The sequence below is a fragment of the Pseudarthrobacter sp. SORGH_AS 212 genome (genome assembly GCF_030818145.1).
Classification (GTDB): domain Bacteria; phylum Actinomycetota; class Actinomycetes; order Actinomycetales; family Micrococcaceae; genus Arthrobacter.
Genome location: NZ_JAUTAA010000001.1, coordinates 2123078 through 2137040, shown reverse-complemented (window position 1 = coordinate 2137040; position 13963 = coordinate 2123078). Strand labels below are relative to the sequence as shown.

Annotated in this window: 11 protein-coding genes; 6 read left to right on the top strand and 5 right to left on the bottom strand. The window is 66.8% G+C overall.

All coding sequences use genetic code 11. The annotated features are described in order from the left end of the window. Positions 1 to 11: 11 nt before the first annotated feature. Positions 12 to 2330 (top strand): heavy metal translocating P-type ATPase, encoded by a 2319-nt coding sequence (locus tag QE394_RS09765; protein ID WP_349034396.1) that lies wholly within the window; start codon positions 12 to 14, stop codon positions 2328 to 2330. Between the two features lie 22 nt (positions 2331 to 2352). Here the strand turns inward: QE394_RS09765 and QE394_RS09760 are convergent, their stop codons facing one another. After that, entirely contained in the window at positions 2353 to 2625 is a 273-nt protein-coding gene (locus QE394_RS09760) for a DUF2277 domain-containing protein (protein ID WP_349034395.1), read from the bottom strand. A gap of 224 nt (positions 2626 to 2849) precedes the next feature. Here QE394_RS09760 and QE394_RS09755 point away from each other — a divergent pair, with 224 nt between their 5' ends. Beyond that, on the top strand, positions 2850 to 3113 hold the full coding sequence (locus QE394_RS09755; RefSeq protein WP_045731203.1) for a WXG100 family type VII secretion target: 264 nt from the start codon (positions 2850 to 2852) through the stop codon (positions 3111 to 3113). Between the two features lie 171 nt (positions 3114 to 3284). Here QE394_RS09755 and QE394_RS09750 read toward each other — a convergent pair whose 3' ends face one another. Next, the gene (locus QE394_RS09750) at positions 3285 to 4346 is read right to left on the bottom strand and encodes an EamA family transporter (RefSeq protein ID WP_349034394.1); all 1062 of its coding nucleotides are present in this window, start codon (positions 4344 to 4346) and stop codon (positions 3285 to 3287) included. Positions 4347 to 4417: 71 nt separating this feature from the next. On the opposite strand from QE394_RS09750, the gene QE394_RS09745 reads away from it, so the two are divergent. Next, a complete protein-coding gene (locus QE394_RS09745) occupies positions 4418 to 4963 on the top strand; it encodes a CGNR zinc finger domain-containing protein (protein WP_056080371.1) in 546 nt (181 codons plus the stop codon). A 72-nt stretch (positions 4964 to 5035) separates the two neighbouring features. On the opposite strand, the gene QE394_RS09740 is transcribed toward QE394_RS09745, so the two are convergent. The 3 genes from QE394_RS09740 to QE394_RS09730 all read right to left on the bottom strand — a co-directional run bounded on the left by QE394_RS09740 (position 5036) and on the right by QE394_RS09730 (position 7475). Next, complete coding sequence (locus QE394_RS09740) at positions 5036 to 5404, bottom strand: hypothetical protein (RefSeq protein WP_091716859.1); 369 nt, start codon at positions 5402 to 5404, stop codon at positions 5036 to 5038. A gap of 101 nt (positions 5405 to 5505) precedes the next feature. Continuing rightward, the gene (locus QE394_RS09735) at positions 5506 to 6096 is read right to left on the bottom strand and encodes a hypothetical protein (RefSeq protein ID WP_349034393.1); all 591 of its coding nucleotides are present in this window, start codon (positions 6094 to 6096) and stop codon (positions 5506 to 5508) included. A 26-nt stretch (positions 6097 to 6122) separates the two neighbouring features. Beyond that, entirely contained in the window at positions 6123 to 7475 is a 1353-nt protein-coding gene (locus tag QE394_RS09730) for an MATE family efflux transporter (protein WP_349034392.1), read from the bottom strand. Positions 7476 to 7667: 192 nt separating this feature from the next. On the opposite strand from QE394_RS09730, the gene QE394_RS09725 reads away from it, so the two are divergent. The 3 genes from QE394_RS09725 (at position 7668) to QE394_RS09715 (ending at position 13956) form a co-directional block, all read left to right on the top strand. After that, positions 7668 to 8102: a DoxX family protein gene (locus QE394_RS09725; RefSeq protein ID WP_314212703.1), complete on the top strand. Its 435-nt coding sequence runs from the start codon at positions 7668 to 7670 to the stop codon at positions 8100 to 8102. A gap of 331 nt (positions 8103 to 8433) precedes the next feature. Continuing rightward, the gene (locus tag QE394_RS09720) at positions 8434 to 12831 is read left to right on the top strand and encodes a fibronectin type III domain-containing protein (RefSeq protein ID WP_349034391.1); all 4398 of its coding nucleotides are present in this window, start codon (positions 8434 to 8436) and stop codon (positions 12829 to 12831) included. Between the two features lie 153 nt (positions 12832 to 12984). Beyond that, positions 12985 to 13956 (top strand): acyl-CoA thioesterase, encoded by a 972-nt coding sequence (locus QE394_RS09715; RefSeq protein WP_268160333.1) that lies wholly within the window; start codon positions 12985 to 12987, stop codon positions 13954 to 13956. Positions 13957 to 13963: the final 7 nt, after the last annotated feature.

Below are 13963 nucleotides of genomic sequence, written 5' to 3'. Positions count from 1 at the left end.
GAGAGGACGGCATGGGCCACAAGGAACTGCTGCAACCGCCCGGCACCCGCGTGGTGGAACTGGATATCGAGGGCATGACCTGCGCGTCCTGCGTCAATCGGGTGGAGAAGAAGCTCGGCAAACTGGAGGGCGTAGCGGCCTCGGTCAACCTCCCCCTGGAATCCGCCCACGTCACGGCACCGGAGGGGATCTCCGACGAACAGCTGGTGGCCACCGTCAGCGCCGCCGGCTACACCGCCACGGTGCGTACCCCGCCGGCCCCCGCGGACACCGGCGGACCGGATGAGGGTGGCACGGACCAGGACCATCACATGGCGCACGGCGGCACGGCCTCGCAGCTGCGCCCGCGCCTGGTCCTGGCCGCCATCCTCACGGTTCCCGTATTCCTGGTATCCATGGTGCCTGCGTTCCAGTTTCCACACTGGGGCTGGGCGGCAGGAGTCCTCGCGCTGCCGGTAGTCACGTGGGCGGCCTGGCCGTTTCACCGGGCCGCGGCCGTCAATGCCCGGCACCTGGCCTCCACCATGGACACGCTGGTCTCCATCGGCGTGACGGCAGCCTACCTGTTCTCGGCCTGGCAGCTGGCAGCCGATCCACGGATGACCGAGCACCCGGGCATGGAAGGCATGGACGCCGGCGGCCTCTACTTTGAGGTGGCAGCAGTGGTCACCACCTTCCTGCTGCTGGGCCGCTACCTCGAGGCCAATGCCAAGCAGAAGGCCGGGAATGCCCTCAAGGCCCTCCTCAACCTGGGCGCAAAGGATGCCGCAGTCCTTCGCGACGGGGTGGAATACCGGGTCCCCGCGGACCGGCTCCAGGTGGGGGATGTCCTGGTGGTCCGCCCGGGCGAGAAGATCGCCACCGATGGCGTGGTCCTCGACGGAACTTCGGCCGTGGACGCCTCACTGGTAACCGGGGAATCGGTGCCCGTGGAGGTGGGCCCTGGCAGCAAGGTCACCGGCGCCACCATCAACACCTCGGGCAGGCTGCTGGTCCGGGCAACCCGGGTAGGCGCCGAGACCACCCTCGCGCAGATGGCCCGCCTGGTTTCGCAGGCGCAGACCGGCAAGGCGCCCATCGCCCGCCTGGCGGACCGCATCAGTGCCGTCTTCGTCCCGGTGGTGCTGGCCATTGCTGCGTCGACGTTCCTGCTGTGGCTCCTTGCGGCCGGCCCGGATGCCGGCGGCGCCGGGTTGCGCCAGGCCTTCACCGCCGCAGTCGCTGTCCTGGTGATTGCCTGCCCGTGCGCCCTTGGCCTCGCCACACCGGTGGGGCTCCTGACGGGCAGCGGGCGCGGTGCCCAGCTGGGCATCCTCATCAAGGGGCCGCAGGTCCTGGAGGACACCCGCACGGTGGACACCATCCTGCTGGACAAGACGGGCACCGTGACCACCGGCGTACTGGCGGTCGGCTCCACCACCGCGTTCGGCCCCTTCGATGAGCAGCAGGTGCTGCGGCTCGCGGGGGCGGTGGAGGCGGCATCGGAACACCCTGTGGCACGGGCCATCGCGGCGGCGGCCAAGGGGATCGTTCCGGCCCGCCCCGGCAGTGCAGTGGACGACGACGGCCGCCTGCCCGGCGTCGACGGCTTCCGTTCCGCGCCGGGCGGCGGCGTCACCGGAACCGTGGAGGGCCGGCAGGTCCTGGCCGGACGCACCGGCTGGCTCGGGGAGAACGGCATCGAGCCCTCCCCGGCGCAGCTGGAGGCTTTGGCGGAAGCGGAGGCGGCGGGCGCCACGGCTGTCTGGGTGGCCGTGGACGGCGTCCCCGCAGGAATCATCAGCCTTCGGGACACGGTCAAGGAGGGCTCTGCCGCTGCCGTGGCGCGGCTGAAGGACCTTGGCCTGCGCCCCATCCTGCTGACCGGGGACAACGCCGCCGTAGCCGCCCAGGTGGCAGCCGCCGTCGGGATTCCCCCTGCCGATGTGTATGCGGGAGTGCTGCCGGAAGGCAAGGTGGAGGCCGTGCGCACGCTGCAGGCCGCGGGAGCAACAGTGGCCATGGCCGGCGACGGCGTGAACGACGCCGCCGCCCTCGCACAGGCGGACCTGGGGATCGCGATGGGGTCCGGAACGGATGTGGCCATCGAGGCCGCCGATCTCACGGTGATGGGCAACGACCTTGCCCAGGTGGCGCAGGCCATCGAACTGTCCCGCAGGACCCTGGCCACCATCAAGACGAACCTGTTCTGGGCTTTCTTCTACAACGCCGTCGGGATCCCGGTGGCCGCGCTCGGCCTGCTCAACCCCATGATCGCCGGCGCTGCCATGGCCGCCAGTTCAGTGCTGGTGGTGGCCAACTCGCTGCGGCTCCGGAGCTTCGGAAAGTAGCGGATCCCTTGCAGGCGCAGGGTCAGGCCGCGCCGTAGCGGACGGCGGCGCGCGCCCGGCCCTTGGCTGCTTCCTCGTCGCGGTCCTTCGGCGGCGCGTGGGTCACCAGCGCGTCCAGCAGGTGCTGGGTGATGTGGGCGATCTCGTGGACGGCGTCATCGAAAGCGTCCTGGTTGGCCTCGGACGGCTTCGTGCTTCCGCTGATTTTGCGGACATACTGCAGCGCGGCGGCGTGCACCTCCTCGGAGGTGGCGTGCGGCTCAAAGTTGTGAAGGGTTCGGATGTTCCGGCACATAGGCCCATGCTAGGCTCTGGAGCGCCTAAGATCGACCCTTCGAGGCTTGCTTGATCGGCAGGTTGAGGAGGTCCGTCCATGGGGAGGACAGCATGGGCAGGGGTGCCCATCGACACTCCTTTGAGGGCCGGGATAGGTTTTAGGCAATGGATCTTCCGGATGAGCCGGGGGGCCGCTGGGGATGCCGACCTGGTTCGGATCCACTTACCAACAAGGAGATACTGATGGCTATTTGGGGTGCAGACGTTCAGCAGCTTCGTCAGCTGGGCAGCAAGCTTCAGGCAGGTGCGTCCGAGATTGAGACGCAGAAGTCCACTCTCACCAAGGTTTTGAGCAGCACCAACTGGGAAGGCCCCGACGCTGACAAGTTCCGCAACGAATGGTCGGGCCAGCACACCACCATGCTGACCAAGGTTGCCGAAGCACTGAAGGAAGCCGGCGACAAGGCCAAGCGCAACGCCGAAGAGCAGGACCAGGCTTCCCGCTAAGCACTGGCTGCGCAGGACCTGTCGCCAGGATCCTGTTTGTAGACGGCGAGGGCCCGGGCACCGAAAGGTGTCCGGGCCCTCACCCGTTTAACCACGGTCCAGGTACCGGCGGACCTCCCCGTACCTCTTCCGCGAACAGAGGTGCGCAGGCACCCGCGCATGCCGGGGCACTTAGGGCACGGGTTCGACGTCGTTCGCGTGCTCGAGCGGTGAGCCCACCTTCGCCGTGGGTTCTTTCGGTGAGGGCTGCCCGGTCGAGGGTTGCGGGGTGGGGGCAGGAGCCCGGAGTTCGTCGAGCCGGACCAGGAGGACGCCTCCCACAATGAGGACACCGCCCACAAGCTGGATGGCACCGGGCAGCTCGCCGAGCAGCAGCCAGGCCCAGATAACGGCGAACAGCACCTCCGTGAGTGAGACAAACGAGGCCACCTTGGAGCCCAGTGCACGGGCCGCCATGATCCCGGAGACGTAGGCCAGCACTGTTGCCAGGACCACCAGTCCGGCCAGCGAAACCCACCACGGGGTCACCCAGGGACCGAGCGTGGTGTCCGCCGTGTTGAACGCCATGGGCAGCAGTCCCGTGGCGCCGGCCAGCCACATGACGGCGGCGCCCACCATCAGGCCGCCGGATGCCAGCACGAGGGGCGGCAGGGTGTCATTCTCCTTGGCCGTGATGAAGAAATACATGGCCAGGCAGACCGCTGCGGCAATGCCCCAGAGGACACCCACCGGATCCACCTTCACGGCACCGGTGAGGTCCAGGACCAGGACCAACCCCGCCAGCGACAGCAGGGTTCCCCCGAAGGTCAGCGCGCGCGGACGTTTGCGGCTGGCCGCCCAGATCCAGAGGACGATGATCACCGGGGCCAGGTACTCAAGCAGCAGGGCAACGCCCACGGAGAGCCGCTCCACGGCGTTGAAGTAAAACAACTGGCACGCGGCGACGCCGATCAGGCCAAAGAGCACAATGGTGAGCCAGTTGTCCCGCAGCTGGTGCCAGCGGCCCCTTAGGGCAATGACCGCCGGGATTACGAGGATGAGCGCGGCGCCGGTGAGGCGTGCCGTGACGGCGGCGCCCGGGGACCATCCCGTTTCCAGGAGCGCCTTGCCGAATGATCCCGACGTGCCGAAGACGGCGGACGAGAACAGGGCGACGCCCAGGCCGGAGGCCAGGAAACTGCGGCGGGGTGCCAGCGGACTCGGCGTGGCGGGATGGTTCTTTGCGGCAGGCACCGTCGCCTCCTGTCAGGAGTAAAGTGGGGTATTGGTCATGACAGTACGCTTCGGCGCTGTAAGGAGTCAAGATGGTATTTGCCCCTGACACTGAGGTTGCGCTGCGCAGCGTGGTCAACCTCATCAATTCCGGTGCCAACGGACGCGAAGCCCTGGCATCCCAGCAGGATCTGGACGGGTTCCTTGCAGCCGAGCAGTTCTCAGGCTCCAGGGCCAGGAATGAGGCAGAGCTGGCCAGCGTCCGGCGGCTGCGCGGGGAACTGGCCGGGGCGTGGGTGGCTGGGGAGGACGGTGCCGTGGAGACGATCAACCGCCTGCTCCGCGACGCCAACGCCCTCCCCCAACTTGTCAGGCACGACGGCTGGGACTGGCATCTGCACGCCACCACACCCGAGGCCCCGCTTGCGGACCGGATCAGCACGGAGGCCGCGATGGCGCTGGCGGATGTGGTGCGCAGCAAGGAGATGGACAGGCTTCGCGTCTGCGAGGCCGAGGACTGCGACGCGGCGGTGCTGGACCTCAGCCGAAACCGCTCTAAGCGCTACTGCGATACGGGCAACTGCGCCAACCGGGCGCATGTGGCGGCCTACCGGGCACGGCAGGCGGCGGCGGGCTAGCGGCGCGCCGGCTTTCGACGTCCGGCGGGTTGGCTTCACAAGCCTGGCGCGGACGGCGGGACCGGCGGTGGGTTAGCGGCCCGCGGAACCTTCAGTGCCGCCGTCGGGATCCTGCTGCTCAGGCGAGCCCGGGGCTTTGGTCCCCCCGAAGCCGTGGGAAGTGTTCTTGGCCGAGCTGAGGTTGACGCCGGACCCCTTGCCCAGGTGCTCGGCATTGTCCTTGTGGCTCATGGACAGCATGGCGGCGATCACCAGGGTGACGATGAAGGCGATCCCGGCACCCGTGAAGGCAAGGTCGAAACGGGGAGCGCGGGCGCTGCCGCCGGAAGCGAAAATCACCACGGCAAAGAAGGCCACGACGGCCCAGAACGCGGAGAACATCAGCGGGCCCTTCACAGAGGTCCGCAGCTTGCGCGGTTTTCCCTGGTGCTGGTCTGCCACGGTAAGTCCTCCCTGCGGGCGGCATGGATGGCCGGCCCGGTGTACGTTGTGGGTGGCCCCGGCGAAATTTCTACAGCGAGTAGAACCGGGACCTTCCTAGTTTACGGCTTAGCGGCCGTACTGCGGGAATCGTGCCTGAGCGTCAGCCCGGACAGCACCCACAGCACACCGAGGATGATGGCCCCGCCGCCGGCCACGCCCAGCAGCGCGTGCGCACCAAGGCTGATGAAGAACGGCAGGATCACCGCGGTTCCGAGGCTGATGAGGCCGGAGGTGATCCAGTCGCGGGCCAGGACGTGCCGGCCGCGGTTCCGGATGCCGCAGGCCAGCTCCAGGGCTCCGGCGACGCCGAGTCCCAGCGCCGCGATGACACCGAACAGGAGGTCGCTGTGCAGCAGGAGCACCGCGAACCCCGCACCTGCCAGCACGGAACCGGCGGCCGAGAGCAGCTTGCCGGACGCAGAATCGCGCCCGAAGCCGGTGGCCGGGATACCCCAGAGGGTGATGGCGCCGATGGACAGGAGGTACAGGCCGCCTGCCCAGCCCATGGCTTCCACGGAGGGCGTTGCCCAAAAGATCGTTACTGCTCCGAAGCCCAGCGAGACTGCGGAGCGCAGCAGGACCGGCTTCCACAGGTCGGTGCGCGGGGCGGTTCCCTGGGCGGCGCCTGCGGGTGTCAAGGGATGTGTCACCGGTCCAGTTTAGTTGCGCGTCACGGTTAGGCCGAACCCAGCACCATCCACCGGTCACCCCGGGCGCGCAGGCCCAGGGTGAGTGCCCGCGCCGCCATGTATCCGATGGAGAATGCTGCCCACAGCCAGCCGAGCCCCGCGACCCCTGAAGCCCCGGAGAACGCGACAGCCGCCAGCATCGGGGCATAGGCGGCAACATTCAGCAGGCCGGCCAGGGCCAGGTAGCGGGCATCCCCCGCGCCGATCAGCACTCCGTCCAGCACGAAGACGTACCCGGCGATGGGCTGGCCCGCGGCCAGGATCCACAGGGCGATGGCCAGGGCGGCCTGCACTTCCCTGTCGGGGGTGAACAGGGCACCCGCCCATGGTGCCACCGCCGCGAGGAGCAGCCCCGTGACCACGCCGAAGCCTATGCCCCAGCGGATCATGGTGGTGGTGAGCAACCGGGCGCGGGCGGCGTTGGAACCGCCCAGTTCCTTGCCGATCAGTGCCTGCGCGGCGATGGCCAGGGCGTCCAGTGCAAAAGCCAGGAAAGAAAATATTGTCATGGCGAGCTGGTGTGCCGCCAGGTTGATGGCGCCCTGTCCGGTTACCACCAGGACCGTCACCAGGATTGCGGCCCGCAGGCTGAGGGTGCGCAGCATAAGCCACGACCCCACCTTGGTCATGCTTCGGATACCGTGCCAACTGGGCAACAGCGACACGCCATGCCGGAGGGCGTTGCGCCGCACCATCAGCACGTAGACAGCCGCCATGCCCCACTGCGCCACGCTGGTGCCCACGGCGGAGCCGGTGACGGACCAGTTGAGCCCGTAGACCAGCCAGAGGTTCAGGACGATGTTCAGCCCGAAGCCGGCAGTGGCCACCACCAGCGGGGTGCGGGTGTCCTGGAGTCCGCGGAGCACGCCGGTCCCGGCAAAGACCAGCAACATCGCCACAAGTCCCGGCATGGACCACCGGAGGTAGTCGACGGCGAAGGCGCGCACCTCTCCTTCTGCGCCCATGAGCCCGATCAGCGGCTCGGCGGCCACAAAGCCGGCCGCCGCCAGGACAACGCCCAGCAGCATGGCCAGCCAGACGCCGTCGCGCCCTGCAGCCAGTGCTTTCCCGAGCTGGCCGTCACCGATGGCCCGTGCCACCGCGGGGGTGGTGGAGTAGGCGAGGAAAACCATCAGGCCCACGACAGTGTGCAGCACGGCTGAGGCCAGTCCCACGCCCGCCAGTTGGGCCACTCCCAGGTGCCCCACAATGGCCGAGTCCGCCAGCAGGAACAGGGGTTCGGCCACGAGTGCACCGAACGCGGGGACGGCAAGGCGGAGGATCTCGCGGGCGTTGCCGCGGCGCGAGGCTACAGGCGCGGAGGTGGAGGGTTGGGACACCGTGCCAGCCTAACGGCCACGGCGCGGGGAGCCTGGCGACTGTGACGTCACGGTCATGACATATCCCACAGAATTCATCGATTGGTTGACTCTTCAACCAATCCTGCGGAACACTGGAAGGGTTCAACGCTGCGATCCGGCCCCTGCTTGCATGTGTCCAGCTCCGACCGATATCCGAAACGGTGAAACCCCATGAACCAATCCCGCCTGACCACCACCGCCATCACGGCCCTCCGCATAGTCCTGGGCTTCCTCTTCGCAGCCCACGGCTGGCAGAAGTTCAACGAGTGGACCATTGCCGGCACCCAGGCGTCCTTCGCCAAGATGGGCGTCCCTGCCGCCGATGTGATGGCCCCGGCCGTCGCCGTCCTCGAACTCGCCGGCGGCATCGCCCTGATCCTTGGCATCCTGACCCGCGTTATGGCCGCCCTCCTGGCCCTCGATATGCTGGGCGCGCTCTTCCTGGTGCACGCTTCCGCCGGAGTTTTCGCTGCCAATGGCGGCTACGAGCTGGTTCTGCTCCTCGCAGCTGCCGCCTTTGCACTGGCCCTCACGGGCGCCGGCCGCGTCTCCGTGGACCGCGCCCTCTTCGGCCGCAGGAACTCCAAGCTGGCAGTCCTGGCATAAGCCAATGCCCACGACGGCGGCTGCGCACCACGGTGCGTGGCCGCCGTCCTGGTTTAACCGGCGCGGCAACGCACATCACAAAGCCGAACATTTTCCCACAAAAAGATTCGGGAAAGATGGGAAAACGCTTGCCCTGGAATTGCTGGGCCTGATAGACCAATGTCTGTTGCAGTGTGAGCTGCAGCATCGCACCCCTGGTCTCAGCCACACCTTCCACCGGTCCTCCCCGGAACCATTCGGCAACTGCGCGCCTCCCGAAATTTTGCAGTTCCATTGAATCGTTCCAAGACCGAGCTGGGGCCGCTTGCACCACGCATCGAAGGAGATGACAGTGAGACAAACCCAGCAAGCCGTACCGCTCCAACCCGAAGGCCCGCCACCCAGGCGGCGAACGCTTCGCAGTACCGGCGCCAAGGCCGTCACTGCCGCAGCCGCATCCGCGGCCATTGCCCTCGCCGGTCTTCCGCCCGTCCATGCAGATACCGCGCTTCCCCCGGTTGGCAGCGGATTCAAATTCGACTTTGGCCCCGGCGCCACCGCTGACGGTTACACGCGCGTCGAAGCGGGCACTCAGTATTCCGCCACAGGAAAATTCGGCTTTTCAGACACCTCAGTCACCTCCGGAACCGACCGCGGCACCGAGGACGCCCTGCGGTCCGACTTCGTCCAGGCCCAGGGCAGCAGCTTCCTGGTAGACCTGCCGAACGGCGACTACACGGTAAAGCTGATCGCGGGCGACGCCGTGGAAGCGACCAACATCGCGATCACCGCGGAGAAAATGGCCAAAGTCCAGCTCACGGACAAGCCCGCCAGCCAATACCTTGAGATGGAATTCCCCATCTCGCTGGTTGACGGCCAATTGAACCTTGATTTCAGCGGCGCCGCAGCCAACATCAACTCCCTTGTCATCGCTGCCAGGGCTCCGCGCGCTGCAACCACCGATCCTGCCGTGTACCTCACCGGCGATTCCACAGTCCAGACCTACGATCCCGGGTTCGTTCCGCAGGCCGGCTGGGGCCAAATGATCGACCGGTACTTCGATAGTGCCGTCACGTTCCGCAACCACGCTATCGGCGGACGGAGCTCCAAGAACTTCATCAGCCAGGGCCGGCTCGATGAGGTTCTCCGCGTCATCAACCCAGGGGACTACCTCATGGTCCAGTTCGGCCACAACGACGCAACCGTCGGCGTGGACGACAGATACGCGTCCCCCGCCGACTACAAGGAATACCTGCGCACCTATGTCCACGGCGCACGCCAGCGCGGTGCCATCCCCATCCTGGTGACGCCGGTTGGACGGCGCGACTACGACGAGGCCACCGGCAAGTTCCGGGTCAGCTTCCCGGAGTACGTGGCCAAGATGCAGGAGCTCGCCGCGGAGGAGAACGTGGCTGTGGTGGATTTGTCGGCTTCGAGCCGCGCCTACTACGACGCAATCGGTCCGGAGGACACCAAGTCCGTGTTCCTTCATGTGGACGCCGGCGTCTACCCGAACCGGCCCACGGGCACGGTCGACAACACCCATTTCCAGGAATACGGCGCCATCCAGATCGCCCGGCTGGTTGCGGGCGGCGTGAAGCAGCTCAATGTTCCCCTGGCGTCGCGTGTCAAGGAGGTGGCCCCGCCGTCGTCTGTTCCCTCCAAGCCGCAGGGACTGGTGGCGGGCAGTGTCTCCAACGCCGGGGCCCTGCTCAAATGGCAGCCGGTTGACGGCGCAGACATCTACAAGGTGTACCGCAAGCTGGCCTCCGAACCTGACAGCGCCTTCCACCTCACCACCACCGCCACGGTGCCAACCGCCAACCTGGCCGGGCTGACAGAAGGCACTAAGTACAGCGTGCGGATCGCGGCGATGAACGGAAAGGGCCTCTCCGAACCCAGCGACACGCTGGCCGTATCCACCAAGCAGGCGAAGTACAAGTTCGACTTCGGCCCGGTGGGCGCCCCCGTGGAGCCCGGTTACACCGAGGTGAACCGCACCATGGTTTACACCCCGGAGCGCACGTTCGGGTTCAAGGACCTCTCTGTCCTCAGCGACCGGGACCGCGGCGCGGTAACCAGCAACCTGCTGCGCGACTTCGTGCTGAGCGGCACCAGCTTCGAATTCCAGCTGGACGTACCCAACGGCACCTACGCCCTGAAGACCTATCACAGCGACTGGATCGGCTCCACTCGCACCGACGTTGCCGCCGAAGGCATCCCGTTTGGGCAGGTGTCCTCCAGCCGGGCCTCCTCGGCCACCAAGATCATCAACCAGGTCCTGGTCTCGGACGGGCAGCTCAACCTGACCATCAGCGGCTCCGGCCAGCGCCTGAATGGCCTCGAAGTCACCCCGCTGCTGGTGGGACCAACCAACCTGCGCACCACGGCCGTGGACGCAGCGGTCGAACCCGCGACCGTGGACCTCGCCTGGGACGCAGTGGGTGACGCCGCCGGGTACAAAGTCTTCCGGCAGGCGTCCTTCGAAACAGAACCGCATCTGGTGGCCGAGAACGTCGACGTGCCCGCCTTCCACGACACCACCGCATTGGCCGGGCTGAAGTACAAGTACTTCGTGACCGCCCTGGACAACACCGGTCTCGAGTCAGTGCCCTCCAACACCGTGGAGACCGCACTGGTGGATCCCAACACGCCCGTCCCGGCGGCTACCGGCAAGGTGGACGTCAAGGCAGTCGAGAAGACCAGCGTCACGTTGAAATGGCAAAAAGTGTCAAACGCTGCGTTCTACCAGGTCTACCGCTCCACCTCACCGGATGGTCCTTTCGAATACGTAGGCAGGGCATCGGAAGTCACCTACACCGACTACACCGTGCTGACCACCATCAAGTACTACTACCGTGTCACAACCGTGAACAAGGGCGGCGAGTCAGCCCCCTCACCCGTGGCGGGTACCGAAAAGATCACTGTGGTGAACCGGCAGATGGAGAAGCTCGACCGCGCTCCCGTTGCGTTGCTCGTGGACGGCGGCGTCCGTGTGGGCTGGCGCATGCTGGGCCTGGACCCCGAGCAGATCGGCTTCCACGTGATCCGCGACGGCGTCAAGCTCACCAAAGAGCCGATCCGCAACAGCACCACGTTCCTGGACCCGGCAGGCACGGTCTCCTCGCGGTACGTCATCAAGGCGGTCGGCGCCGGCGGTGACCAGCTGACCCAGGAGTTCACACCGCTGGCGCAGAGCTACCTGTCCGTGAAACTGGACAAACCGGCGGACGACTACACCAAGGACGGGCAGCCTTACACCTACTCGGCTGGCGACTCCAGCGTGGCCGATCTGGACGGCGACGGCACCTACGAGATCCTGCAGATGTGGTCCCCGTCCAACGCCAAGGACAACTCCCAGTCCGGTTACACGGGAACCGTGTACGTGGATGCCTACCGGATGGACGGCACCAGGCTGTGGCGGATCAACATGGGACCAAACATCCGTGCAGGTGCCCACTACACACAGCTGCTGGCCTACGACTTCGACGGCGACGGCAAGGCCGAGGTCGCCATGAAGACGGCTGACGGCACCCGGGACGCAGCTGGAACGGTGATCGGAAACGCCGGCGCGGATTACCGCAACAGCAGCGGCTACGTGCTCAGCGGACCGGAGTTCCTCACCGTGTTCCACGGGGCCACCGGCACCATAATGGACACCGTGGCCTACGACCCGCCACGCGGCGACGTCGGCGCCTGGGGCGACACGTACGGCAACCGTGTGGACCGGTTCCTGGGCGCCGTGGCCTACCTGGACGGGGAACGCCCGTCCATGATGTTCAGCCGCGGCTACTACACCCGCGCCGCGCTGGCCGCCTACGACCTGGTGAACGGCAAGATCACAAAGCGCTGGACATTTGATTCGGACATCGCCGGTGCGCAGTACCGTGGACAGGGCAACCACAACCTCTCTGTGGCGGACGTGGACGCCGACGGCAAGGACGAATTCATCTTCGGTTCCATGACCATCGATGACAACGGCAAGCCGCTGTACACCACCGGCCTGGGCCACGGTGATGCCATCCACACGAGCGACTTCGATCCGTCCCGTCCGGGCTTGGAAACGTTCGCCGCCCATGAGGACATGGGGTCCAGTGGAAACCTTGGTGCCACCTTCCGGGATTCGAAGACCGGCCAGATCCTGTGGAGCATCCCGGCAGTAAAGGACACCGGACGCGCTGCGATGGGTGACATCGATCCGCGCTACGCCGGCGCCGAGGGTTGGGCGATCGGCGGGGACGCCGCCTGGAACTCCCCGGTCGGCCAGCTCCGGTCCGCCAAGGGCGAACTGATCGCGGAGAAAATCCCCGCCGCCAACTTCCTGGCTTGGTGGGACGGCGACCTCCTCCGCGAGATTGTCGATCACGACTGGAACGCCACAACCAACACGGGCACGCCCAGCATCGCCAAGTGGAACTGGGAAACGGAATCCAGCGACCGGCTGCTGACCGCCACGGGCGCCAAGTCCAACAACAGCACCAAGGGAACCCCGGCCATCCAGGCCGACCTCCTGGGTGACTGGCGGGAAGAGATCGCCTGGCCCTCGGCAGACAGCACGGAGCTGCGAATCTACACCACCAGTTCAGGAACGGACCTCCGGCTCCGCACCCTGATGCACGATCCGGTGTACCGGCTGTCCGTGGCACGGGAGAACATCTCCTACAACCAGCCGCCGCATCCGGGATTCTTCATCGGCGAAGGGATGGAGCTTCCCACCCAGCCCGACATCGTTTACACCCGCGCCGGCTAGCCTGCGATTCCCCCATAGCGCTGCCCCGTCCGTCCTCCAGGCGGGCGGGGCAGCCGCGTTTCCGGCCAAATTTCCGGCTGGCCGCGCCGCGCTGTTGCGTCTGTTACCCACCGGAACCGGCGGGTAACTCGGCGCCTCAGTAAGATCGGCAGCATGACTGAGACCGGTGCGCCCAACTCCGTGACCCTCCGCTTCCTGGCGGCACCCACCGACGTTGGCCACAGCGGCTCCGTGGATGCCGGGACGGTACTGGAATGGGTGGACAAGGCCGCCTATGCCGCCGCCGTGGGGTGGGCACAGTCCTACTGCGTCACGGCATATGTGGGCAACATCCACTTCGCGGATCCTGTCAACAGCGGCGACATGGTGGAGGTGGAGGCCACCATCGTCTACACCGGCCGGTCCTCCATGCACATCCGCACCGTCGTCTCCTCCAGCGACCCCAAGGGCGGCCCTGCCACCATGCGCAGCCAGTGCATGGTGATCTTCGTAGCGGTGGGCGAGGACGGCAAACCCATCCCGGTCAAGCAGTTTGAGCCTTACAGCGCAGCGGAGATCGAACAGCGCGACCACGCCCTGGCCCGCATCAAGGTCCGCGAACAGATCGTCGAAGCTATGAACCATCAGGAATATACCGACGCCGGCACGGCCGAACGGGTGACGTTGCGTTTCATGGCTGCGCCCACCGACGTGAACTGGGGCGGCAAGGTCCACGGCGGAATCGTCATGAAGTGGATCGATGAGGCCGCCTACGTCTGCGCGTCACGCTACTGCGGCAAGGACACGGTGGCCGTGTTTTCCGGCGGTGTCCGCTTCTACCGGCCCCTCCTGATCGGGCACGTGGTGGAAGTGGAGGCCCGCCTGGTGTACACCGGCACGAAGGGGATGCACATCGCCGTCCACGTCCGCTCCGGCGATCCCAAGGGCCGTGAACTGAACCTCACCACGTATTGCCTCACGGTCATGGTGGCGCGCGACGGCGCAGGCAACTCCGTGCCCATCCCGGCCTGGGTGCCGGTCAGCGACGAAGACAAGCGGCTTCACGCCCACGCGCGGGAACTGCTGGAGATCAGGGGCACGGCGCCAGGGAACCGCTTGCCGAACCACCTACTGGCCGGGGACTGACCCTGGC